This is a genomic window from Glutamicibacter sp. 0426 (genome assembly GCF_001906485.1).
Taxonomy (GTDB): Bacteria; Actinomycetota; Actinomycetes; order Actinomycetales; family Micrococcaceae; genus Glutamicibacter; species Glutamicibacter nicotianae.
In genome coordinates this window covers 1-22,263 of record NZ_MPBI01000008.1, presented here as the reverse complement: position 1 = coordinate 22,263, position 22,263 = coordinate 1, and the positions used below count along the sequence as shown (strand labels likewise).

Annotated in this window: 22 protein-coding genes; 9 read left to right on the top strand and 13 right to left on the bottom strand. The window is 62.6% G+C overall.

The window, feature by feature from the left end:
- Positions 1–37: 37 nt before the first annotated feature.
- The 5 genes from BKX98_RS15710 to pstS form a co-directional block, all read right to left on the bottom strand.
- Entirely contained in the window at positions 38–514 is a 477-nt protein-coding gene (locus BKX98_RS15710; RefSeq protein WP_073707986.1) for a hypothetical protein, read from the bottom strand.
- Positions 515–716: 202 nt separating this feature from the next.
- Positions 717–1,496 carry a phosphate ABC transporter ATP-binding protein PstB gene (pstB, locus tag BKX98_RS15705; protein ID WP_038993599.1) on the bottom strand — a complete coding sequence of 260 codons (780 nt, stop codon included), beginning with the start codon at positions 1,494–1,496 and terminating at the stop codon, positions 717–719.
- 48 nt (positions 1,497–1,544) lie between these two features.
- A complete protein-coding gene (pstA, locus tag BKX98_RS15700; protein ID WP_073707955.1) occupies positions 1,545–2,684 on the bottom strand; it encodes a phosphate ABC transporter permease PstA in 1,140 nt (379 codons plus the stop codon).
- Entirely contained in the window at positions 2,684–3,619 is a 936-nt protein-coding gene (gene pstC, locus BKX98_RS15695; protein WP_038993597.1) for a phosphate ABC transporter permease subunit PstC, read from the bottom strand. The genes pstA and pstC overlap by 1 nt, the downstream gene beginning before the upstream one ends.
- 120 nt (positions 3,620–3,739) lie before the next feature.
- On the bottom strand, positions 3,740–4,855 hold the full coding sequence (gene pstS, locus BKX98_RS15690; protein WP_038993596.1) for a phosphate ABC transporter substrate-binding protein PstS: 1,116 nt from the start codon (positions 4,853–4,855) through the stop codon (positions 3,740–3,742).
- Between the two features lie 239 nt (positions 4,856–5,094).
- Here pstS and BKX98_RS15685 point away from each other — a divergent pair, with 239 nt between their 5' ends.
- Genes BKX98_RS15685 through disA form a run of 3 tightly spaced genes read left to right on the top strand, consistent with a single transcriptional unit; the run spans position 5,095 to position 8,748 of the window.
- The gene (locus BKX98_RS15685) at positions 5,095–6,210 is read left to right on the top strand and encodes an aromatic acid exporter family protein (protein WP_073707985.1); all 1,116 of its coding nucleotides are present in this window, start codon (positions 5,095–5,097) and stop codon (positions 6,208–6,210) included.
- Positions 6,211–6,245: 35 nt separating this feature from the next.
- Positions 6,246–7,640 carry a DNA repair protein RadA gene (gene radA, locus BKX98_RS15680; RefSeq protein WP_073707954.1) on the top strand — a complete coding sequence of 465 codons (1,395 nt, stop codon included), beginning with the start codon at positions 6,246–6,248 and terminating at the stop codon, positions 7,638–7,640.
- Positions 7,641–7,674: 34 nt separating this feature from the next.
- Complete coding sequence (gene disA / locus BKX98_RS15675; protein WP_038993593.1) at positions 7,675–8,748, top strand: DNA integrity scanning diadenylate cyclase DisA; 1,074 nt, start codon at positions 7,675–7,677, stop codon at positions 8,746–8,748.
- Between the two features lie 4 nt (positions 8,749–8,752).
- Here the strand turns inward: disA and BKX98_RS15670 are convergent, their stop codons facing one another.
- The gene (locus BKX98_RS15670) at positions 8,753–9,370 is read right to left on the bottom strand and encodes a hypothetical protein (RefSeq protein WP_066144550.1); all 618 of its coding nucleotides are present in this window, start codon (positions 9,368–9,370) and stop codon (positions 8,753–8,755) included.
- A 123-nt stretch (positions 9,371–9,493) separates the two neighbouring features.
- Between BKX98_RS15670 and BKX98_RS15665 the strand changes: the two genes are divergently transcribed.
- Both BKX98_RS15665 and BKX98_RS15660 read left to right on the top strand, forming a co-directional pair.
- Positions 9,494–10,402 carry an A/G-specific adenine glycosylase gene (locus BKX98_RS15665; protein ID WP_073707953.1) on the top strand — a complete coding sequence of 303 codons (909 nt, stop codon included), beginning with the start codon at positions 9,494–9,496 and terminating at the stop codon, positions 10,400–10,402.
- A 64-nt stretch (positions 10,403–10,466) separates the two neighbouring features.
- Complete coding sequence (locus BKX98_RS15660; RefSeq protein WP_038993590.1) at positions 10,467–11,267, top strand: DUF1206 domain-containing protein; 801 nt, start codon at positions 10,467–10,469, stop codon at positions 11,265–11,267.
- Between the two features lie 5 nt (positions 11,268–11,272).
- Here the strand turns inward: BKX98_RS15660 and BKX98_RS15655 are convergent, their stop codons facing one another.
- The gene (locus BKX98_RS15655; protein ID WP_073707952.1) at positions 11,273–11,782 is read right to left on the bottom strand and encodes an amino-acid N-acetyltransferase; all 510 of its coding nucleotides are present in this window, start codon (positions 11,780–11,782) and stop codon (positions 11,273–11,275) included.
- Positions 11,783–11,910: 128 nt separating this feature from the next.
- Between BKX98_RS15655 and BKX98_RS15650 the strand changes: the two genes are divergently transcribed.
- Genes BKX98_RS15650 through BKX98_RS15635 form a run of 4 tightly spaced genes read left to right on the top strand, consistent with a single transcriptional unit; the run spans position 11,911 to position 14,444 of the window.
- On the top strand, positions 11,911–13,128 hold the full coding sequence (locus tag BKX98_RS15650; RefSeq protein WP_073707951.1) for an MFS transporter: 1,218 nt from the start codon (positions 11,911–11,913) through the stop codon (positions 13,126–13,128).
- 57 nt (positions 13,129–13,185) lie between these two features.
- Complete coding sequence (locus BKX98_RS15645) at positions 13,186–13,530, top strand: helix-turn-helix domain-containing protein (protein ID WP_052254094.1); 345 nt, start codon at positions 13,186–13,188, stop codon at positions 13,528–13,530.
- A 48-nt stretch (positions 13,531–13,578) separates the two neighbouring features.
- Complete coding sequence (locus tag BKX98_RS15640; protein ID WP_073707950.1) at positions 13,579–13,986, top strand: VOC family protein; 408 nt, start codon at positions 13,579–13,581, stop codon at positions 13,984–13,986.
- Positions 13,987–13,997: 11 nt separating this feature from the next.
- A complete protein-coding gene (locus BKX98_RS15635; RefSeq protein WP_066144536.1) occupies positions 13,998–14,444 on the top strand; it encodes an iron chaperone in 447 nt (148 codons plus the stop codon).
- Between the two features lie 32 nt (positions 14,445–14,476).
- On the opposite strand, the gene BKX98_RS15630 is transcribed toward BKX98_RS15635, so the two are convergent.
- The 6 genes from BKX98_RS15630 to BKX98_RS15610 form a co-directional block, all read right to left on the bottom strand.
- Positions 14,477–14,944, bottom strand: a complete 468-nt coding sequence (locus tag BKX98_RS15630; RefSeq protein ID WP_073707949.1) for a hypothetical protein — start codon at positions 14,942–14,944, stop codon at positions 14,477–14,479.
- Between the two features lie 90 nt (positions 14,945–15,034).
- Positions 15,035–17,548, bottom strand: coding sequence for an ATP-dependent Clp protease ATP-binding subunit (locus BKX98_RS15625; protein ID WP_073707948.1), 2,514 nt, complete (start codon positions 17,546–17,548; stop codon positions 15,035–15,037).
- Positions 17,549–17,816: 268 nt separating this feature from the next.
- Positions 17,817–18,137 carry an Lsr2 family protein gene (locus tag BKX98_RS15620; RefSeq protein WP_073707947.1) on the bottom strand — a complete coding sequence of 107 codons (321 nt, stop codon included), beginning with the start codon at positions 18,135–18,137 and terminating at the stop codon, positions 17,817–17,819.
- A 137-nt stretch (positions 18,138–18,274) separates the two neighbouring features.
- Positions 18,275–18,442, bottom strand: coding sequence for a hypothetical protein (locus BKX98_RS17160; protein WP_170214662.1), 168 nt, complete (start codon positions 18,440–18,442; stop codon positions 18,275–18,277).
- A 2-nt stretch (positions 18,443–18,444) separates the two neighbouring features.
- Positions 18,445–19,959, bottom strand: a complete 1,515-nt coding sequence (gene lysS / locus BKX98_RS15615) for a lysine--tRNA ligase (protein ID WP_038993580.1) — start codon at positions 19,957–19,959, stop codon at positions 18,445–18,447.
- Between the two features lie 138 nt (positions 19,960–20,097).
- A complete protein-coding gene (locus BKX98_RS15610; RefSeq protein ID WP_083586988.1) occupies positions 20,098–22,071 on the bottom strand; it encodes a M13 family metallopeptidase in 1,974 nt (657 codons plus the stop codon).
- Between the last annotated feature and the right edge of the window lie 192 nt (positions 22,072–22,263).

The following is a 22,263-nucleotide window of genomic DNA, read 5'->3' as shown; positions in this document are numbered from 1 at the left end:
GATGCTACGGCGCGGGAATCGGAATCGCGCTTGTGCATCAGCCTTCCACCTTCTTGATCACCAGGTAGCGCACGAGCACGTCTACGGCAGCCAGCAGAACGACCCCGACAAGCAGCATCACCGGTTCTACGTCAATGCGCAGCAAACCCAGCGCCATGGCGCCCAATCCGCACAGGGCGATCAGATCATGAAATGCTCCGAAAACCGCCTTCTCGTACCATTTTCCCTCGATGGATGATTCCGGATCCCGCACGGCTCCGGCCAGAGTATCCCTGTCCAGCATGAATACCCAGCACAAGGCGGACGCAGCGGGCAGCATCAGCAGTGCAAAGACCAGTCCGGACAGCATCTTGCGCTGCTGATCGGCTTCGGGGCCGAATGTCCACCAGATCAGCGCCATGGCAGCGCAGAGCACCAGCCCCCCGAGCAGTGACAGGATGATCAGCAGGGCTGTCGATCCGCCGAATCGCGAACGACCCCATTTGCTTTGGCCAACTGACTCTTTTGAATCCACCACTGCCCCCTTTCCAATAAATGTAAACCTCACTTTACTGACAAGGTCGCTTTACAGTCAAGGGAGCTTTACGTGAATGGTTAAAGTGCAGCGGCGCACCGCAATCGGTGCGCCGCTGGCGGTGATCCCCTCCAGGATCCCCGGAAGACCCCCCTTCCGGTCCGTCTACCATCCGCTCAAGGAGCGGCGGTAGCCGAAATCTTTATCCGAAGCGTCCGGAGACGTAATCCTCGGTGGCCTTCTGCTCCGGGTTGGAGAAGATGGCTGCGGTGTCGTTGTACTCGATGAGCTTGCCCGGCTTGCCGGTGCCGGCGATGTTGAAGAACGCGGTCTTGTCGCTCACGCGGGCGGCCTGCTGCATGTTGTGGGTCACGATCACCACGGTGTAGTCGTTCTTCAGCTCGTTGATCAGGTCCTCGATGGCCAGGGTGGAGATCGGGTCCAGTGCGGAGCACGGCTCGTCCATCAGGATCACGTCGGGCTTGACCGCAATGGTGCGGGCAATGCACAGGCGCTGCTGCTGGCCGCCGGAAAGGCCCGAGCCCGGCTTGTCCAGGCGGTCCTTGACCTCATTCCAGAGGTTTGCGCCGCGCAGCGACTTCTCCACCAGCGCGTCGGCGTCGGACTTGGAGATCTTCTTGCCGTTCAGCTTCACGCCGGCCAGCACGTTGTCCTTGATGGACATGGTCGGGAACGGGTTGGGGCGCTGGAAGACCATGCCGATCTGGCTGCGCACGGTCACCGGGTCCACGCCCGCGCCGTACAGGTCGTCGCCGTCCAGCAGGACCTGGCCCTCGACGCGGCCTCCGGGGATGACCTCGTGCATGCGGTTCAGGGTGCGCAGGAAGGTGGACTTGCCGCAACCCGATGGGCCGATGAATGCGGTAACCGACTTCGGCTCGATGTTGATCGAGACGCCTTCAACGGCGAGGAACTTGGAGTAGTAGACGTTCAGGTCATTGACGTCGATGCGTTTTGCCATGATGTAATCCTTGAAAAAGTTTGGGTTTGTCCGGACCGGAGCCTAGGCTCAACGGCCCTTCTTTGGGGCGAAGATCGAAGCGACCAGGCGGGCGAGGAGGTTCAACGCCATCACCATGAGGATCAGCAGCAGGGCTGCGGCCCAGGCACGCTGCACCGACGGGTCGATGTTCGTCGGGCTGGTCGGGGTCAGGATCTGGTAGTAGATGAAGGTCGGCAGCGTGGACATCCAGTTCGCGAAGACGTTCAGGTTGATGTTGCTTGCGATGCCGGCGGTGACCAGGATCGGTGCGGTCTCGCCGATCACGCGGGCGATGGCCAGAGTGACACCGGAGGCGATACCGGAGATCGCGGTCGGGATGACCACCTTCAAGATGGTGCGCCAGCGGCGCACGCCCAGTGCGTAGGATGCCTCGCGCAGCTCGTTCGGGACGATCTTGAGCATTTCCTCGGTGGAGCGGACCACCGTCGGGATCATCAGCACGCTCAACGCGACCGCTGCGACAATGCCCATGCGGGCGTTCGGGCCCAGGATCATGCCGAAGAAGGCCGCCGCGAACAGGCCGGCGACGATCGAGGGAATGCCGGTCATCACGTCGACGAAGAAGGTGATCGCCTTGGACAGCGCCTTGCCCTGGCCGTATTCCACCAGGTAGACAGCGGTCAGCATGCCAACCGGAACGGAGATCAGGGTAGCCCACAGGGTGATCAGCAAGGTGCCCATCACCGCGTGGTACGCGCCGCCGACCACCGGGGTGCCATTGGCGACGGTTTCGTTGTCCACCGCGCCGGTCACACCGTTCATGGAGCTGAACAGGAAGTGGCTGTTCATGCCCGGCATGCCCTTTTCCAGCACCGTGTAGAGCACGGATACCAGCGGGATCACTGCCACGATGAAGGCGGCGTAGATCAGGTAGGTCCACATCGCGTTCTTGCCGCGGCGCTTGCCTTCGGCAACGGTGGTGATTACCGAGGCGGCCACCAGGAAAATGATCGCGGAGTAGATGGCGAAGGAGGCCACGTTGAAGCCGGTCAGCGTGGACGCTGCCGCGCCGATGATGATGGAGCCTGCGGCGATGGCCCAGATGGCCCATTTCGGCAGCTTGCCCTTGGCCAGGGAGTTGCGCTTGCGCACCGGAGGAGTCAGGTTGCCCGAGGTGCTGTTCTGGTTGGTTGTCATGGTGCTCATCAGTTGGCTCCCGAGAATTCCTTGTGGCGGGCGATGATTCCACGAGCGATCATGTTCACGACCAGGGTGATCAGGAACAGGACCAGGCCGGCGGCGATCAGCTCTGCCAGGCGCAGGCCGAAGGCCTCAGGGAAGTTCAAGGCGATTTCCGCGGCGATCGTCTGGTTGCCGGTCTTGATCAGCGACGGGATCAGGTTGCCGGTGGACAGCACCAGCGCGACGGCCATGGTTTCACCCAGGGCGCGGCCCAGGCCCAGCATGACGGCGGAGATAATGCCCGGGCGGGCGAAGGGTATCACCGCGGTGGTGATCATTTCCCAGCGGGTTGCACCCAGGGCGAGGGCGGCCTCTTCGTGCAGCTTCGGAGTCTGCAGGAAGATTTCGCGGCTCAGCGAGGTGATGATCGGCAGGACCATCACTGCCAGCACGATGCCGGCGGTGAGCATGGTCTTGCCGGTCTGGCTGGCCGGGCCTTCGAAGAGCGGGATGAAGCCCAGGTTCTTGGCCAGCCATTCGTAGCCTGGAACCAGAGCCGGAGCGAGCACCATGTAGCCCCATGCGCCGTAGATCACCGAGGGGATCGCGGCGAGCAGATCGATCAGGTAGCCCAGCGGGCCGGCGACCTTGCGTGGAGCGAAGTGCGAGATGAACAGTGCCACGCCGATGCCGATCGGGGTGGCGATCAGCAGCGCGATAGCCGCTGCGATAACGGTGCCGATGACAATCGGCCAGATGTAGGCGAAGAATCCTTCGCCACCGGAAATCTCAGCCGGATCGGCTAAGAACGTCGGCAGGGCTTGGATCAGCAAGAAGACCGCGACCGCGAAGAGCGTGATCAGGATCAGGACACCGGCAGCCAGTGCGGCGCCGGAGAAGACCTTGTCACCAGCGCGGCCGGAAGTCGATGACTTGCTTGTCAAAGCATTGGTAGTCATGGCTAGAGCCTTTACGAAACGGGGGGTGATGCAGTTTTCACTGCGGGGGTGGAGGGGTACTGCTGGTGCGGGTGGTTGAGTTCGGCCACCCGCACCTGTTGCCGGTTGCCCGGCGGGGTACTACTCGGCGACGGTGATGCCGTCGATCGACTTCTTGGCCTTCTCGGCGATGGATGCCGAGATTGGGGCGTTGCCTGCCGAAGCCTGGGCGGTCTTCTGGCCGTCTTCGGAGATGACGTAGTTGCCGAAGGCCTTGACCAGATCAGCGGTTGCCTGGTCCTTGTAGCTGCTGCAGAAGATGTGGTACGAAACCAGGACGATTGGGTAAGTGCCCGCTTCGGTGGTGTCGCGCTCCAGATCCAGGGCCAGGTCGTTCTCGGCCGCACCTTCAACCGGGGTTGCGGTCTCGAGGGCCTTGGCAGCTGCCTCGGCGGAGATCTTGGTGTACTCATCGCCAACCTTGACGTTCACGGTGGACAGGTTGCCCACTGCGGAGAAGTCAGCGTAGGTGATGGCGCCGTTGGTCGAAGTGGTGGTCGAAACCACGCCGGAGGTGCCCTTGGCGTTCTCCGACTGGATGTCGCTTGGCCAGTCGCCGGAGACATCGTAGGTCCAGACATCAGCCGCTGCGGCCTTCAGGTACTCGACGAAGTTCTCGGTGGTGCCGGACTCGTCGTTGCGGTGCACAACGGTGATTGCGGTATCAGGCAGCTCCACGTCCGGGTTCTGCTTGGCAATGGCCTCATCGTTCCACTTGGTGATTTCCTTCTTGAACACCTTGGCGATGGTGGCTGCGTCCATGTTGATCTCTTCAACGCCTTCGAGGTTGAAGGCGATCGCGATCGGCGAGACGTAAGCCGGGATGTTGAATGCGCCTTCTGGGCCGCAAACTTCCTTGGCCTTGGCGGCCTCGTCTTCCTTCAGGTAGGCATCCGAGCCGGCGAACTGCGCGCCGCCTGCCAGGAATGCTTCGCGGCCTGCGCCGGAGCCGTCTGGCGAGTACTGCACGTTGGCGTCCGGGTTGGCAGCCTTGAAGCCGGTGGCCCATGCTTCCATGGCCGAGTTCTGGCTGGATGCGCCGATGCCGGTCAGTGTACCGGTGACACCGGATGCAGCAGAGGTCTCTGCGCCTTCGGAACCGGCAGCGGCGGTTGGGTTATCCGAGCCGCAGGCGGTCAGTGCGAGTGCTGCGACGGAAAGAACGGCAGCTGCGCTGCCAAAGCGGTTGAGCTTCACGAGATTTACTCCCCATGTTGGTAGATCGATGTAAAACTTTCAGCGGCTTCTCTCCGCTTCATCTACGACGTTAAAGATCGAAAGTAACCAGCTCCCCCGGCGAAGGTGAACAGAAGGTTAACAACTTGTCCACAGGCAGGTGATCCTGCTCACCAGCGCAATATCCCGGCAGCTTCTGCCGCCGCCCGCCCAACCCATGGAAGACTGAAGCCATGGCAACTGGGCGGAAAGTGAAGCGCATGCCAGCGCAACTATTCGGATTCTTGGCGCAGCGCAATCGCGCCGGGCTGATACGCTCGCGCAATTCCCTGCCCAGAATCCTGCGCATGACCCTGGGCGCCATTGGCGCATTCTGGATCGCCGAAAGCATCTGGGGGCACTCCCAGCCGATTTTCGCGGCCACCAGCGCGCTGGTTTCGCTGGGCTTCGGCGCCTCCACCACGGTGCGCAAAACCGCCGAGGTCGCCCTGGGATGCACCCTGGGCGTGGCCCTGGGCGATACCCTCATGCACTGGTTCGGGCAGGGTATCTGGCAGGCCGCGCTGGTGATGTCGCTCAGCCTGGTCATAGCCCGCTACCTGGATTCAGGTGCAATCTTCTCCACCCAGCTGGGTATGCAATCGGCACTGGTGGTGCTGCTGCCGATCAGCGCCGACGGCCCATTTGCCCGTTCCATCGATGCCCTGACCGGTTCCCTGCTCGCCCTGCTGGTCATTATTTTCTGGCCCACCGACCCGAGGCGCAGTCCGGTTTCCGCATTATCGGATTTGTTCAAGGAGCTTTCCGAAGCGCTTTTGGAATGCTCCTGGGCCATCCGCGACGATGACCGGCGCTCCGCATTCCACGCGCTGATCAAGGCACGCGGCACCCAGAAGCATCTGGACAAGCTGCCAGCCGCCTTCCGCGCGTCCAAGGAAATCGCCACGATTTCCCCCGCCGGGCGGCGCCACCGCCACGAGCTGAACCGGCTGTCCAAGCGCTTCAACCACTACGACTGGGCCGCCCGCAACTCGCGGGTTTTCGCCCGGCGGCTGGCTTCCGTGCTCAGTAACAGCGCGCTGACCCCGGAAGGCGCGCAAACCCTGGCTCCGCTGATCCGCGAGCTGTCCGAAGCGGTCAACACCTTGGCGCACTCGGTGCGCGAGACAACGGTGGCGGGCCAGCGCAAATACGAGAAGTCCGCACAGCTGCAGCTGGAAGGAGTCGCCGCCCAGCTGGATCCGCGCGCACTGGGAGTCGAAGGGCTCCAGGGCGAAGGCCTTGTCCTGCTGCTGCGCCCGATGGTGGTGGATCTGCTCGAGGCAGCCGGCCGCGTGCACGAGGAAGCCATCGAAGTGCTGCCCAAGCTCTCCTGAACAAAAATGTCCGCATGGCTCGATAGCATTGAGCCATGGCCAAAACTTCCACCCGCAGCAAATCCAGCGCATCGTTCAAATGCTCCGAATGCGGATGGACCACGATCAAATGGGTGGGCCGCTGCGGCGAATGCCAGGCCTGGGGCACCGTCGAAGAAGTGGGTGTCGTTTCCGCCCGCACCGTGGCCGCGGCCAAAGTCGCCCACCCGGCCAAGCCGATCGCGCAGATCGACGGCTCCGAAGCCGCCTTCCGCCCCAGCGGGGTGTCCGAGCTGGACCGCGTGCTCGGTGGCGGACTGGTCCCGGCAGCCGCGATCCTGCTCGCCGGAGAACCCGGCGTAGGCAAGTCCACGCTGCTCCTGGACGTCGCAGCGAAAGCGGCGCAGACCGGCCTGCGCGTGCTCTACCTGACCGGCGAGGAATCGGCCGCGCAGGTCAAGTCCCGCGCCGAACGCATCAACGCCATCGCCGATACGCTGTTCCTGGCCGCCGAAACCGACCTGGCCCTGGCGCTGGGGCAGATCCAGGAGATCGATCCGCAGCTGCTGATCCTGGACTCGGTGCAGACCTTCTCCTCGGCAGAGGTGGACGGCGCGGCCGGCGGCGTGTCCCAGGTGCGCGAGGTCGCCGCGTCGATCATCAACGCGGCCAAGACCCGGGCCATGTCCACCATCATGGTCGGCCACGTCACCAAGGAAGGGTCGGTCGCCGGCCCGCGGCTGCTCGAGCACCTGGTGGATGTGGTCTGCCAGTTCGATGGCGAGAAGCATTCGCGGCTGCGCATCCTGCGCGCGCTGAAGAACCGCTATGGCGCCACCGATGAGGTGGGCTGCTTCGACCTGAATGAGGACGGCATCGAATCGCTGACCGATCCTTCCAAGCTGTTCGTCACGCGAACCCGCAACCCGGTTCCGGGCACCTGCATCACCGTCACCCTCGAAGGCCGCCGGCCGTTGGTGGCCGAGGTGCAGACCCTGCTCTCCCGCAGCAATGCCCCGGCCGCCCGCAGGGCCACCAGCGGCCTGGATGCGGCACGGGCGCAGATGGTCGTGGCGGTGCTGCAGGCCCGCGCGCATATGGATCTGTCGTCCATGGACTCCTATATTGCCACGGTGGGCGGCGTCAAGATCGCCGAACCGGCATCGGATCTGGCCTGCGCGCTGGCCCTGGCCTCGTCGATGAACGAGTTCCCGCTGCCGCAGGACTTCGTGGCCTTCGGCGAGGTAGGCTTGGCCGGCGAGGTGAGGCAAGTGCCCGAGATCTCGCGGCGCATCATCGAAGCCCAGCGCCTGGGATTCTCCTTCGCAATGGCCCCGGCTACCCCGGAACCGTTGAAGAACATCCCCGAGGGCATCCGCGTGTTCCAGGTGGAGAATATCGCCCAGGCCCTGGATATCGCCTTCAACCAGCGGCAGAAGCCAACGCGATAAACTTGATTATTGCCGCCCGCCGAAAGGACGCCAGTTGAAAGCGCACCCCACCCCCGGATTCCTTGCCGTTCTGGCCCAGATTGCCCCGGGTACCGAACTCGCCCAGGGCCTGGAGCGGATCCAGCGCGGCCGCACCGGCGCCCTCATCGTGCTCGGCCACGACAAGCTCGTCGAGTCGATCAGCTCCGGCGGCTTCCGGATCAACACCGAATACACGCCGACCCGCATCCGCGAACTGGCCAAGATGGACGGTGCGATCATCCTGGACGGAACCGGCCGCCAGATCCTGCAGGCAGGCGTGCAGCTGATGCCGGATGCGCAGATTGAAACCCAGGAATCCGGCACCCGCCACCGCACCGCGGAACGCGTGGCCGCGCAATCCGGGTTCCCGACGATTTCGGTGTCGCAGTCGATGCAGACCATCACCCTCTATGCCGACGGCGAGCGCCATGTGCTCGAGCCTGCCGAGCGCCTGCTGGCCCGCGGCAACCAGGCCATTGCCACCCTGGAACGCTACCGCCACCGCTTGGACCAGGTCACCAGCGCCCTGTCAGCGGCGGAGATCGAGGATGTCGCCACTGCGCGGGAGGTGCTGGCAGTGCTGCAGCGCACCGAGATGCTGCGCCGCACCAGCGAGGAAATCTCCCGCTACGTGCTGGAGCTGGGCATCGACGGGCGCCTGCTGGCAGCCCAGCATGCCGAATTGCTCTCCGGCATCCAGGCAGATAACGAGCTGCTGCTGCGGGACTATTCCGACGCCGAGGGCCAGGAGCTGGATATCGAGCACGCCTTGGAGACCCTGCATGAAGTGTCCGACGCGCAGCTGGTCGAGCTCGACGGGCTGACCAAGATCCTGTTCCCGCACTCCAGCATTGGCCAGGACGACCAGCTGACCCCCAAGGGATACCGCCTGCTCTCGCAGATCCGCACTGTTCCCAAGGTGGTGGGAGATCGCCTGGTGGCGGCATTCGACAACTTGCAGCTGCTGATGTCCGCGTCCACCAGCCAGCTTATGGAAATTGAAGGCGTCGGCGAGCAGCGTGCACGCTCCATCCGCGAAGGGCTCGCACGCATGGCCGAGTCCTCGCTGCTGGACCGCTACATTTAGGCGCTCACTCCAGGGTGAAGGTCACCGGCTCGGAGACGAAGTCGCCGACAGCCGCGGTGAACTTGTAGGTTCCCGGACGCGGCTGCACGCTGACAGCTTTGCAGCCGGGAGCCGAACGCTCGCGGTTCCAGGTGAAGCGCGAGTTCTCCTTCTGCCCTGGCTTGAAGGCCAGGATTACGTCCTCTGCGTTCTCGAGGCAGTCGACGGTGGAGAAGATGCGGTCAGAACCGCTGGAAACCAGGAACTCCTGCTGCGTGCTTCCGACGTTCACCTCGCATTCGCGCTTGGAGACATTCTCGATGCCGAGAATCAATGTCGGCTTCTTGTCCGAGGCGTAGCTTTTCGCATCGGTCGTCGCGGTAACCTCGATCTCGTCGCCGCTGCACATCTTGCCCGAATCTTCATCCTCTTCCGGTTCGGACGATGGCGAAGGGACCGGCTGTGTCTGCTGGGCGGTCGGTTCATTGCCCGCAGTTTCCTGCTCATCGGGGGCAAAGACCCCCACCAGGGCAACGACGCCCCAGACGATCAGGCCGATGAGCACCAGGGCAAGTACTGCCACGGTAATCCGCCGGCGCCGGTAGACGCTGGCCGATGGTTTCCCCCCTGATGCGTTGCTCATGGATTAAGGCTAATTCATTGCACTGCCCGAACCCGGTAATGGCGTAGGATCCGGGGTGCATCGCGTTCCCCACTGCTTTCCCTCGGATTCCGGGTCTTCCGTGCGCTGGCCTAGAGTGGTGGGGTGCAGCAAATCCACGACACCATCAACGACTGGTACCTAGAGAACGCCCGCGACCTGCCTTGGCGCCGTCCTGGCGTGAGCGGATGGGAAGTCATGGTCAGCGAGTTCATGCTCCAGCAGACCCCCGTGGTTCGTGTCCTGCCGGTGTGGGAAGAATGGATGCGCCGCTGGCCGCGGCCGCAGGATCTGGCCGCGGAACCGCTGTCCGAGGCTTTGAAGGCCTGGGGACGGCTTGGCTATCCGCGGCGCGCGCAGCGCTTGCATGCCGCCGCCGTGGAGATCACCACCGAATACAACGGCGAAGTCCCGCGCACCGAAGCGCAGCTGTTGGCCTTGCCCGGCATCGGCGACTACACCGCAGCCGCCATTGCCTGCTTCGCCTTCGGCGAGCGCACCGTCGTCGTGGACACGAATATCCGCCGCGTGCATGCCCGGCTCTTTGGCGGCACGGCATTGCCCGAACCAAGCCCGCGCGCCAGCGAGTTCGCCCGGGCCAGGGAAGTCCAGCCCGAAGATGACCGGACGGCGAATCTGTGGAATGTCTCCGTGATGGAGCTCGGCGCGCTGGTATGCACTGCACGCAGCCCGAAGTGCGGGCAATGCCCGGTGTTCGAGCAGTGCGCATGGGTTGCCGGCGGGCAGCCGGCACCGCACTACACCCCGAAAGGCCAAGCTTGGAAGGGTACCGATCGCCAGGTCCGCGGGGCCATCATGGCGATTCTGCGCGAACATGAGGAGGCGGTGCCGCAGCAGTCATTCCTGGCCGATCTGGCCCAGGAATCGCACGCAGGATATGTGGCACTTGCACGGTTGCAGTCTCCGCTGGATCAGCGTGAACGCGCGCTGGCCGGGCTGCTGAAAGATGGCCTGGCGATCGCCGAGGATAACCGCATCCGCCTGCCTTCCTGAGACCGGCAAAGAACACGCGGGTACCTGCTGGCTTTCTCTGCCAGCGCGTACCTATGCTTAGCCCATGAACGCTTCAGTTGACCCTGCCGGCACGGTTCGCCACGTAGCCGAGCATCCATGGTTCGAGGGCGCCGCCCGCTTGGGATTCGTCGCCAACGGGATTCTCCATGCGACCCTGGGAGTCCTTGCAGTTGTTGTCGCCGCCGGCCGCAAGGCGGAAGCCGACCAGGGCGGAGCCATGGGCGCACTGGCAAACCAGCCCTTCGGCATGGTTCTGCTGTGGATCTGCGCAATCGGCGCCCTGCTGCTGGGCCTGTGGTCCATGGCGCAGGCCTTCTTGCCCGAGAAGAAGCTGAAGGAAAGGCTCAAGTCCGCGGCTACTTCGATATCGTTCTTGGCTGTCGGATTCACCTTTGGACGATTCGCCGCGGGGAATCCCAGCGATTCGGGAAAGACCGCCAGCAGCTTCAGCGGCGAACTGATGCAGACAGGCCTTGGCCGGGCCTTGCTGATCGCCATCGGCCTCGGCATGCTGGTCATGGCCGGCTATTACATCTACAAGGGAGCCGCCAAGAAGTTCCTGGAGGATCTGCGGGGTTCTGGAAACAAGGAGGTTTCCCGCGCGGTGAAGTTCTCAGGCATGCTCGGCTACCCGGCCAAGGGCGCAGTCCTGGGTGCAGTTGGCCTGTTGTTCATCGTGGCCACGGTGCAGCGCGACCCGGAAGAGGCCAGCGGCATCGATGGCGCGTTGAAGGCCATCCAGGACCAGCCCTTCGGGCCCGTTGCCTTGATTGCCATCGGTGCTGGCCTGGTTTGCTACGCGGTCTTCCTGATGTTCCGCGCCCGCTATGACCGGATGGAGTAGGAATATCAGTCCAGCGTAATGATCATGCGGGTATTGCCCAGGGTATTCGGCTTCACCCGTGCAAGGTCCAAGAATTCAGCGACGCCTTCATCCCGGGAGAGCAGGATCTCCTGGTACACCGCGGGGTCCACGGCGCTCTGGTCAGCCATCACCTTGAAGCCTTGGCGTTCGAAGAATGCAACTTCGAAAGTCAGGCAGAAAACACGCGACACCCCGACAGCCTTGGCGCGTTTGAGCAGTTCTCCCAGCAAAAGGTGCCCGACCCCCATGCCGCGGACCGTATCGGAGGTGGCGAGGGTGCGGATTTCGGCGATGTCCTCCCAGATGACGTGCAAGCCGCCGCAGCCGACAACGCTGCCCTCCGGATCCTCGGCTACCAGGAATTCCTGGATGGACTCGTAGTAGGTGACCGCTTCCTTATCCAGCAGGATTCGTTCCTCGGCCAGGGGGCGCACCAGATTGCGGATTGCGTTGACATCACTGGTCTTGGCTGGGCGGACGGTAAAAGAGTTCACGTTTAGATCCTATGCCTCCCAGTTTGCAGATTCGAAGAAGTCGCTGGATATGTCATGGAAGGAACATCCTGCACGCAGAACTGCCACAATAAGCTTGAACATTGAAGCCCCCGGGAGCAAGGATGCGGATGACAGCTAGAACAGCACGCCCCGGATTCGGGTTGCTTGCCATCCTGCTCTCCGCAGTGGGCATCGCTCCCCTGCTTAATTACGGGTTGAGCGCCACCAGCGACCTGGTCATCAGGGATTTGGGAATCACCGAATCCCAGTTCGGCCTGCTGGCGACGGTCTGCTTTGGCTGCGCCGCACTGGGCAACGCCGTCTTCGGGAAGTTCTCGGACAGGCAACCGGATACCAGGCTGATGCTGCTGATTTTTGGCACCACCGCGGTTGCGCTGGGCCTGGCGGCAATTCCCGCCGGCTACGTCCTGCTGTTGGTGGCATCCGGGCTTGCCGGTTTGGCCCAGTCATTCCCCAACGGCGTCACCAACCGCATTCTTGCCCAGCGGGTTCCCAGCGCCCAGCGCATTACGTGGACCGGCATCAAGCAGTCAGGCGTGCAGGTTTCACAGCTCGTAGGCAGCGTGGGGTTCCCGTTGCTGGCGGCGTTCATCGGCTGGCATGGCGCGTCGCTGGCTGGCGCGGTACTCGCCGCAGTGCTCGCGCTCATCGCCGTACGAGTTGTCCGCACCACCCCCATGCTCAGCGTGCCTGCACCGAAAAAGCCGAAGACGGATGCGGACAAGCCGATCGCCGCGGCAGCCCCCTCGACGAAGTTCGTCATTTTCGCGCTGGCCCTGTTCGGTTTCATCAACGGCGTCGGAGTGCAGGCAACCAATGTCTATCTGGCGCTCTTTGCGGTCCGCGAACTGGATTTCTCCTTGGTGGCCGGCGGCCTGACCGCTGCGGTGGCCGGAGTCATTGGGGTCAGTGCCCGCGTCGGCTGGGGGCAGATGATGGCCCGCGGGGTTTCAGCGCCCAAGCTCCTGCTGCTGTTGGCATCGCTGGCCACTGCGGGCGGAGCCAGCTTCCTTCTGGCCCAGCAAATGCATTCGGTGGCGCTGCTCTGGCTGGCGGTTGCCCTGCATGGCGCCTCGGCCCTGGGAGTTTCGGTGGTGCTCATGGCGGGCCTGTTGCGTGCGATCCCGGCAAGCCGCTTGGGCAGCGCCAGCGGAATCGTCTCGGCAGGCCAGTTCGGCGGATTCACCGTCGGGCCGCTGGCCATGGGCCTGCTGGTGGGATCGGCCGGTGGATTCACCGCGGGCTGGATCGCGGTCATCGGGATCTACCTGTGCTCGACCGCGCTCGGTGCAATCCTGGTGCTGCGGGCCAGGAATCGAGGTTAGCCAGTGGATGCCGAAGCGCTGAAGGCACTGGCGCATTTGCGCCGTGCCAAGGACCTGATGGATCGGAACTATGCCGAGCCTTTGGATGTGCCGGCATTGGCCCAGCGGGCGTCCATGTCTCCTGCGCACTTTTCCAGGGAGTTCAAGCGGGCCTATGGCGAGACGCCGCATTCCTATTTGCTTACCCGCCGCATTGAGCGTGCCATGCATCTGCTGCGCGCGTCAGTCTCGGTCACTGATGCCTGCATGCAAGTGGGCTGGACTTCGCTGGGTTCCTTCAGCACACGCTTCACCGAAGTGGTGGGGGAAACCCCGTCCGCCTACCGGGAACGGGATCATTCTGCCACGGAGCAGATCCCTGCCTGCATTGCCAAGATCCTTTTGCGTCCCGAGAGATTCTGAGCAGTTTTGAAGAAGCGCGCGCTGCGCGGCACTGCCTAGGCTGGAGCCATGGCAAATATTTCAATCAATCATGTCCCGTTGACCGTGCTCGATGTAGATGAGGCGCTCGCGTTCTACCGCGATGCGCTGGGCTTCACGGTAATTTCAGATGTCGCCAACGGCGGCTTCCGCTGGGTCTCGCTTGCGGGCTCCGATGGCACCGGCACCAGCTTGGTGCTTTCGGCTCCGGGCGCCGGCCGCTCCGACGCCGATGCGCAGACCCTGGCCGAGCTGGTAGCCAAGGGAACCATCGGTCCGCTGGTGCTTTCCACTACCGACCTGGACCAGGTGTTCGAGACCGTGAGCGCCTCGGGCGCTGAAGTCCTGCAGGAGCCGATGGACCAGCCGTGGGGTCCGCGCGATTGCGCATTCCGCGACCCTTCGGGAAATATGGTCCGCATCAACCAATCAGCATAGGGAGCCGAAGCATGAGCAGTACGGAACAAGAGGGTTTTTCGGCCGCTGAGAAGGCCGCGATGAAAGAGCGCGCAGCCGAGGTGCGAGCTCCGAAGAAGCGCATGACCAAGGCCGAGAAGGCCGAGCAGGCGCGCAGGGAAGTTGAAGAGAAGATTGCTTCCTTCGAGGGGAACGATAAGGTTCTCGCCGAGAAGCTGCACCGGATCGTCACCTCCACGGCTCCTGGACTGGAACCGAAAACCTGGTACGGCATGCCCGCCTACGCCCTGGACGGCAAGATCTTGTGCTTCATGCAGGATGCCAAGAAGTTCGGCACCCGCTACCTGACCTTCGGGTTCAACGATGTCGCGCAGCTCGATGAGGGCACGCTCTGGCCCACGTCATTCGCCATTACCGCGCTTGATGAGCAGCTGGAGGAAAAGCTTGCCGCGCTGGTCGCCAAGGCGGTAGGCCGCTAAGTCCGGCTGGCAAGGCGGCCCTCGATCGCCTCTCAGGCGTCGAGGGCCTCTTGCTCTGCCCTGGGCAGGGCCCTGGCCAGCAACCCGGCAGAAAGCGCGAAGACCCCGAGCAAGCCGATCAGCCCCATGCCGACAGGCAAGGATCCCAGCTGGGCGGCGTCTTGACCTAAGACGGTGAACAGCATGGCGGCACCGAGTCCGAGGATTCCGAAGCCAGCTGCCACGAAGCAGACCACAATGGATTTCGGCCCGGGATTCCAGTGCCCCAGTGAGGTGAAGTCGCGGTACGCGATGATGCCGATGGCAATGCTGAGCGTGGCCGCAGCGCCGATTACGAGCACCACCAGCCATGTCGGGCTGTATCCGGCACCATCGGCTCCTGCGTGGCGCACCAGCCGCTCAGGAAGCTCGGGCCGCAGGAAAAGGTACAGGGCCAAATAGGCCATGACGGCGAGGCAGGATGCGGCAATCATCTGCTGCCCCTTGCTTCGCATCTTCATGTGTTGAGCCTGCGACATGGACGGATTAAAGCCAATAGCCGTGGAACTGGATTTCCCAGTTCCACGGCTAGTGGTGATTCCGCTAACGGCTCAGCTTTCCAGGGCTGCCGGTGCCGGCTCGCCTTCCAGCTGGCCGTTGCCACCTTCGGCGTGGAAGACGAACTTGCGGCTCTCGCCTTCGCCCTCGACGTCCACGGTGACCTTCTGGCCGGACACGATCTGGCTGAAGAGGATGCGCTCGGAGAGCTGGTCCTCGATGTCGCGCTGGATGGTGCGGCGCAGCGGACGGGCACCCATTGCAGGATCGTAGCCGCGCTGGGCCAGCAGGCTGCGTGCAGCCTGGGTCAGCTCGATGGTGATATCGCGTTCCTTCAGGCGCTTGGCCAGGCGTGCGATGAACAGGTCGACGATCTCCTCGATCTCCTCCTGGTTCAGCTGCGGGAAGACCACGGTGTCGTCAACACGGTTCAGGAACTCAGGGCGGAAATGCTGGCGCAGTTCTTCCTGGACCTTGGCCTGCATCCGCTCATAACCGGTCTTGGTATCCGCGGCCGACTGGAAGCCGGTCATCACACCCTTGGAGATGTCACGGGTACCGAGGTTCGTGGTCATGATGATGATGGTGTTCTTGAAGTCCACCACACGGCCCTGGGAGTCGGTCAGGCGGCCGTCTTCCAGGATCTGCAGCAGCGAGTTGAACAGGTCCGCGTGGGCCTTCTCCACCTCGTCGAAGAGCACCACGGAGAACGGACGGCGGCGGACCTTTTCGGTCAGCTGACCGCCCTCTTCGTAGCCGACGTATCCTGGAGGGGCACCGAACAGGCGCGAAACGGTGTGCTTCTCCGAGTATTCGGACATGTCCAGGGTGATCAGCGCGTCTTCTTCGCCGAAGAGGAACTCCGCCAGCGCCTTGGCCAGCTCGGTCTTGCCCACGCCGGTCGGGCCGGCGAAGATGAACGAGCCGCCTGGGCGGTTCGGGTCCTTCAGGCCGGCACGGGTGCGGCGGATCGCCTGCGAGATGGCCTTGATGGCCGAATCCTGGCCGATAACGCGCTTGTGAAGCTCTTCTTCCATGTTGAGCAGGCGCGAGGACTCTTCCTCGGTCAGCTTCACTACCGGGATGCCGGTCGAGTTGGCAAGCACCTCGGCAATGAGGTCCTCGGTCACCTCGGAGATTTCGTCCATGTCGCCATTGCGCCAGGACTTCTCCTTCTCGTTGCGGGCCTCGATCAGCTTGGATTCCTTATCGCGCAGCGAGGCTGCACCTTCGAAGTCCTGCGCGTCAATCGCGGCTTCCTTCTCCAGGCGCACGGTGGCGATTTCCTCGTCCATTTCCTTCAGTGCCGGTGGCGCGGTCATGCGCTGGATGCGCAGTCGTGCACCGGCCTCGTCGATCAGGTCAACTGCCTTGTCCGGCAGGAAGCGGTCGGAAATGTAGCGGTGGGCCAGCTGGGCGGCAGCCTGCAGCGCACCGTCGGTGATGGTCACGCGGTGGTGCGCCTCGTAGCGGTCGCGCAGGCCACGCAGGATCTGCGTGGTCAGCTCGACGGACGGTTCCTTGACCTGGATCGGCTGGAAGCGGCGCTCGAGCGCGGCGTCCTTCTCGATGTTCTTGCGGTACTCGTCCAAGGTGGTGGCACCGATGGTCTGCAGTTCGCCACGGGCCAGCATCGGCTTGAGGATCGACGCGGCATCGATGGCGCCTTCGGCGGCACCGGCGCCGACCAGGGTGTGGATCTCGTCGATGAACAGGATGATGTCGCCACGGGTGCGGATTTCCTTCAGGACCTTCTTCAGGCGTTCCTCGAAGTCGCCGCGATAGCGGGAGCCGGCCACCAGCGAACCGAGGTCCAGGGTGTACAGCTGCTTGTCCTTGATGGTTTCCGGCACGTCGCCGCGCACGATGGCCTGGGCCAGGCCCTCGACTACGGCGGTCTTGCCGACGCCGGGCTCGCCGATGAGTACCGGGTTGTTCTTGGTGCGGCGCGAGAGGACCTGCATGACGCGTTCCATCTCATGCTCGCGGCCGATCACCGGGTCGAGCTTGCCTTCGCGGGCGGCTGCGGTCAGGTTGCGGCCGAACTGGTCGAGCACTGCCGAGCCTGCAGGGGTACCTTCCTGCTGTCCGCCCGAGCTGACGCCAGCGGACGCGGTCTCCTTGCCGCCCTGGTAGCCCGAGAGCAGCTGGATGACCTGCTGGCGCACGCGACCGAGGTCGGCGCCAAGCTTCACCAGAACCTGGGCTGCGACGCCCTCGCCCTCGCGGATCAGGCCGAGCAGGATGTGCTCGGTACCAATGTAGTTGTGTCCCAGCTGCAGCGCTTCGCGCAGCGAGAGCTCCAAGACCTTCTTGGCGCGAGGAGTGAACGGGATATGACCGGAAGGCGCCTGCTGGCCCTTGCCGATAATCTCCTGAACCTGCTCACGAACGGCACCCAGCGAAATGTTCAGCGACTCGAGCGCCTTTGCGGCGACGCCATCGCCTTCGTGGATTAGACCGAGCAACAGGTGCTCGGTGCCGATGTAGTTGTGGTTGAGCATGCGCGCCTCTTCTTGGGCGAGCACGACAACTCGGCGGGCACGGTCGGTAAATCTCTCAAACATCTTCGGCACACTCCTTGCTTACCAATAATTCGATGCTACGCACCATGCGCCCGCAATGCTCCCTTGTTCGCCACAGGGATAACCGAAACGGCTCCCCGTTACCGGGAATCAGTAATAGGCGTGCAATTCATAATGAGAATTACTTGGTTCACCAATATTGCGATCTTCAATGAAAATGCATCGTGAATAACGAACATCGTTATAAGAATATGAGCCGGCACGCATTGCGTGCCGGCTCATATTTGAGACTTGTGCAAAACCTCGCGAATTACTTCGCGCGGCCTCGACCACCCTTTCGCATTGCAGCGTTGTAGGCATCTACAACCTCTGCATTAAGGCGTCCGCGTGCGTTGACCCTAATGTTGTTTTCCTTCGCCCATGCGCGGATTGCTGGAGCTTCGCTCGCTGCAGTCTGCTTCGACGAACGAGCCGCTTCGATGTACGGCTCGATGGCTGCATGGAACTGAGCAGCGTGCTCGTCGTTCAGGTCGATTTCAAAATGCTGACCAGCGACGCTGAATGCGATTGATTCAGTTGCCTCGCTACCATCAATATCGTCGATCAGGGCAATTTGAACCTGACGTGCCATTTAGGGGTTCCTCCGAGCTTGAATGTACTGGACAGATCGGCATTCAGCCATCAGTCCATTTCAAACAACAAGCATATACAAATAGGCACGCTAAATTCTAATTATCATCAGAATTCACAAGGTTCTATCAGGAACGACTAATTCCCGTTTACTGGATTATTTGAATCCGAGCCATTTTGAATTAGCGCATCAGCTTCAGCTTCAGCTTGGCGTTCTTTTCGATCCGCGTTTGTAATAGCTTTCATCACGTACCAGAAAAGCAGCGCCAGGCAGATTGTCGGGACGATCGCCTCAATATATGGCATTCTTATGCCTCCGGCTTTAGCAGTGGGAACAGAATAGTTTCACGAATACCGACGTTGGTGAAAAGCATAACCAGACGGTCGATGCCCAAACCGATGCCGCCCATTGGCGGTGCACCGTATTCCAGGGCACGCAGGAAGTCTTCATCAAGCTGCATTGCCTCTGGGTCTCCGCCGGCAGCCATCAGGGACTGCTCGGTCAGGCGCTCGCGCTGGATTACCGGGTCGATCAGCTCGGAGAATGCGGTGCCGCGCTCCATGCCGCCGATGATCAGGTCCCATGCTTCGATAACGCCCGGCTTCGAGCGGTGCGGACGCGCCAGCGGCTGTGCCAGGGGCGGGTAGTCGCACACGAAGGTCGGGTCGATCAAGGTCGGCTCGACGATTTCGCCGAACAGCTCGATGACCAGCTTCTGGGCTCCCCAGGCCGGGTCGATCTTCACTTCGTGCTTCGCGGCGATCTCGCGCAGCACCGATGCGTCCGTTTCCGGCGTGATCTCGACGCCGACAGCCTCGGACAAGCCCGGGTAGACGCTGACCCAGCGCCATTCGCCGTCCAGGTTGACAGTGCCCTTGGGAGTTTCGATGGTGCGGCCAGCGCCGATGGCGTCAGCTGCATTGAGAATGATTTCCTTGATGCGGTCGGCCATGACGTACTGGTCGGCATAGGCTTCGTAGGATTCCAGGGTGGTGAATTCCGGCGAGTGGGTCGAGTCGACGCCCTCGTTGCGGAAGATGCGTCCCACCTCGAAGACGCGGTCGACGCCGCCGACGACGCAGCGCTTGAGGTACAGCTCGGTGGCGATGCGCAGGGTCATTTCCTGGTCGAACGCGTTCAGGTGGGTCTTGAACGGGCGGGCCGATGCGCCGCCGTGAACCAGCTGCAGCATCGGGGTCTCAACCTCGACGTAGCCGCGGTTCTCCAGGGTATTGCGCACGGCGCGGATGATCGCGGCACGCTTGTAGACCATCTCGCGGGCTTCGTCGCGCACGATCAAATCGGCGTAGCGCTGGCGCACGCGGGTCTCTTCGTTCAGATCGGCATGCAGCACCGGCAGCGGGCGCAAGGCCTTGGAAGCCATCTCCCAGGCATCGGCCATGATGGACAGCTCGCCGCGGCGCGATGAGATGACCTTGCCGGTCACGAATACGTGGTCGCCCAAATCGACGAGCGACTTCCACTGCGCCAGGCGCTCTTCGCCGACGTTGGCCAGCGAGAGCATGACCTGCAGGCGAACTCCTTCGCCCTTCTGGCCGCCCTCCTGCAAGGTGGCGAAGCACAGCTTGCCGGTGTTGCGCATGAAGACGATGCGTCCGACGACGCCGACGACGTCTTCGGTCTCCTCGCCGGCTTCGAGGTGCTCGTACTTGTCGCGGATTTCCTGCAACGAGTGGGTGCGGGCAATGCCTACCGGGTAGGCTTCCTCGCCCTTGGCCAGCAGCTGGTTGCGCTTATCGGTGCGCACCTGTCGCTGGTCGTTTGGATTTGGGGCCGGTGCGGAATTATTTTCGGAAGTCACAATAGTCCATTCTACGTGTCATGGCGCGCAGTTGAAGCCCTTCATGATCAGCCTTACACAGTGATCTTGGCCCGCAACGCAGGATGGGGCAGCGGCAAAGCCTGCTTTGCCCCTGCCCCATCCATTAGGTGATGCGGTTTACCAGATTTCCACGCGGTCGGCCGGATCCAGCCACATGCCATCGCCCGGCTTGGTGCCGAAGGCCTCGTGGAAGGAATCCAGGTTCTTCGGCACCTGGTTGCAACGGAATTCGCCGGGTGCGTGAGGGTCCGTGGTCACGCGCACCACCGCGGTTTCCGGACGGATCAGCGTGCGCCAGCATTCGGCCCAGGAGTAGAAGAAGCGCTGGTCGCCGGTGATACCGTCGATCACTTCATCTTCCTGGATGCCGCGGGCCGCCAGCTCGAGCTTGTAGGCCTTGTAGGCAATGCCCAATCCACCGAGGTCGCCGATGTTCTCGCCCAAGGTCAGTGCACCGTTGACGTTGTGTTCCGGGGCTTCTGAAGGGGACAGCGCGTTGTACTGGTCCACCAGCTTGGCGGTCAGCTTCTCGAAGGAAGCCCGGTCCTCATCGGTCCACCAATTGGTCAGCTGGCCAGTGCCATCGAACTGCGAGCCCTGGTCATCGAAGCCGTGGCCGATTTCGTGGCCGATGACCGCGCCGATGCCGCCGAAGTTCGAGGCGATGTCGCGGTTCACGTCGAAGAATGGCGGGCGCAGGATGGCAGCCGGGAACGCGATTTCGTTCAGCAGCGGGTGGTAGTAGGCGTTCACCGTCTGGGGGAACATGAACCACAGTTCGCGATCCACCCCGTCATCGATCTTCTTCAGTTCACGAGCGAACTCGAATTCGTTCGCCGAGGCAAGATTGGCGATGACATCCAGCTCGTCGGTGCTGATCGCGGAGTAGTCGATCCATTGGTTCGGGTAGCCGATCTTCGGGCGGAACTTGGAGAGCTTGTCCAGTGCCTTCTCGATTGTCTCCGGTCCCATCCAGGACAGTTCGCTGATCGAAATGCGGTACGCCTCGATGAGCCGCTGGACCAGCGCGTCCATGGCGTCCTTGGCCTCTGCCGGGAAATGCTGGGCCACGTACAGCTGGCCGATGTCTTCGCCTACTGCACCCTCGGTGAATGCGACACCGCGCTTCCAGCGTTCCTTGAGCTGCTCTACGCCACCGAGCTTTGCGGAATAGAAGGAGAAGTTCTCGTTGACGAAGGCGCTGGACAGGTAGGGTGCGAACGAGCGCAGGACCTGTATCCGCAGCCAGTTCTTCCAGGCATCCAACGGCTGGGAGTCGATCAGACCCGCCAGCCCTTGAAGGTAGCTTGGCTGCCACACGACAACCTCGTTGTAGTACTTCTGCTCGATACCGGCTCCCGCCAGCCAGGTGGTCACCCCTGGGAACAGCGTGGCGAGCTCTTCTCCGGACAGCAGGTTGTAGCGTGCCTGGGCGTCGCGGACCTTGACCCGGTCCCAGTGGTGAGAGGCGATCGCCTTCTCGAGCTCCACGACGCTGGCTGCGGCTGCTTCAGCGCCGGCAATGCTGCCAAGACCCAGCAGCCGGCCGAGGTGCTCTTGGTAGTCGGCTACGGTTTCAGCGAACTGCTCTTCGCGGTAGTAGGACTCGTCAGGCAGGCCCAGACCACCTTGCAGGAAGGTCAGCAGGTTCCGATCAGGATTGCCGGCATCGTTCATCGCGCCGACATCCATGAAGCCGCTGATGCCCTTGCGCTGGAAGAAACCGCAAACCTCGAGCAGCTGCTCGGTGCTCTGGATATCCGCAATGGTGTTCAGGAAGACAGCTACCGGAGCAGCACCACGTTCTTCGATCACGGCTTCATTCATGAACGAGCTGTAGAGGTGGGCAATGCGGCGGGTAGCATCGTCCGTTTCTGCACCGGAAGCAACCTTCTGAACAGCTTCGGTAATGATTCCATGAACGGCGGCTTCGGCCTGGTCGCGAAGCTCCATGAAGGAACCGTAGATTCCCTGATCTCCTGGAATGGTGGCTGTCTCGAACCACTTGCCATTGCTATGGCGGTAGAGATCGTCCTGGGGACGAATTGAATCGTCACGGTATGTCAGTGGACTCGTGGTCTCGGTGGTCAAGGAAAGCCCCTCGCGTAGAAGATCTTGTTATGTCTACTACACACCTTATCCACTTCCATGAAGATAAGAAGAGCGAGGGATGCCGATGCGCGCACGGCTTAAATACTCTGGTTAAACAGGTGAGGCTCCAACCATCACTGGCTAGAGCCTCAAACCTCTTCTAGGTTAAGTCCGGCGGTGACCTACTCTCCC

What these genes read in the sequence shown, in the direction of transcription:
- pstB (WP_038993599.1), bottom strand. Translation starts at nt 1,496, where the DNA reads ATGGCAAAACGCATCGACGTCAATGACCTGAACGTCTACTACTCCAAG.
- pstA (WP_073707955.1), bottom strand. Translation starts at nt 2,684, where the DNA reads ATGAGCACCATGACAACCAACCAGAACAGCACCTCGGGCAACCTGACT.
- pstC (WP_038993597.1), bottom strand. Translation starts at nt 3,619, where the DNA reads ATGACTACCAATGCTTTGACAAGCAAGTCATCGACTTCCGGCCGCGCT.
- BKX98_RS15685 (WP_073707985.1), top strand. Translation starts at nt 5,095, where the DNA reads ATGCCAGCGCAACTATTCGGATTCTTGGCGCAGCGCAATCGCGCCGGG.
- radA (WP_073707954.1), top strand. Translation starts at nt 6,246, where the DNA reads ATGGCCAAAACTTCCACCCGCAGCAAATCCAGCGCATCGTTCAAATGC.
- BKX98_RS15670 (WP_066144550.1), bottom strand. Translation starts at nt 9,370, where the DNA reads ATGAGCAACGCATCAGGGGGGAAACCATCGGCCAGCGTCTACCGGCGC.
- BKX98_RS15660 (WP_038993590.1), top strand. Translation starts at nt 10,467, where the DNA reads ATGAACGCTTCAGTTGACCCTGCCGGCACGGTTCGCCACGTAGCCGAG.
- BKX98_RS15650 (WP_073707951.1), top strand. Translation starts at nt 11,911, where the DNA reads ATGACAGCTAGAACAGCACGCCCCGGATTCGGGTTGCTTGCCATCCTG.
- BKX98_RS15645 (WP_052254094.1), top strand. Translation starts at nt 13,186, where the DNA reads ATGGATCGGAACTATGCCGAGCCTTTGGATGTGCCGGCATTGGCCCAG.
- BKX98_RS15640 (WP_073707950.1), top strand. Translation starts at nt 13,579, where the DNA reads ATGGCAAATATTTCAATCAATCATGTCCCGTTGACCGTGCTCGATGTA.
- BKX98_RS15635 (WP_066144536.1), top strand. Translation starts at nt 13,998, where the DNA reads ATGAGCAGTACGGAACAAGAGGGTTTTTCGGCCGCTGAGAAGGCCGCG.
- BKX98_RS15630 (WP_073707949.1), bottom strand. Translation starts at nt 14,944, where the DNA reads ATGAAGATGCGAAGCAAGGGGCAGCAGATGATTGCCGCATCCTGCCTC.
- BKX98_RS15625 (WP_073707948.1), bottom strand. Translation starts at nt 17,548, where the DNA reads ATGTTTGAGAGATTTACCGACCGTGCCCGCCGAGTTGTCGTGCTCGCC.
- BKX98_RS15620 (WP_073707947.1), bottom strand. Translation starts at nt 18,137, where the DNA reads ATGGCACGTCAGGTTCAAATTGCCCTGATCGACGATATTGATGGTAGC.
- BKX98_RS17160 (WP_170214662.1), bottom strand. Translation starts at nt 18,442, where the DNA reads ATGCCATATATTGAGGCGATCGTCCCGACAATCTGCCTGGCGCTGCTT.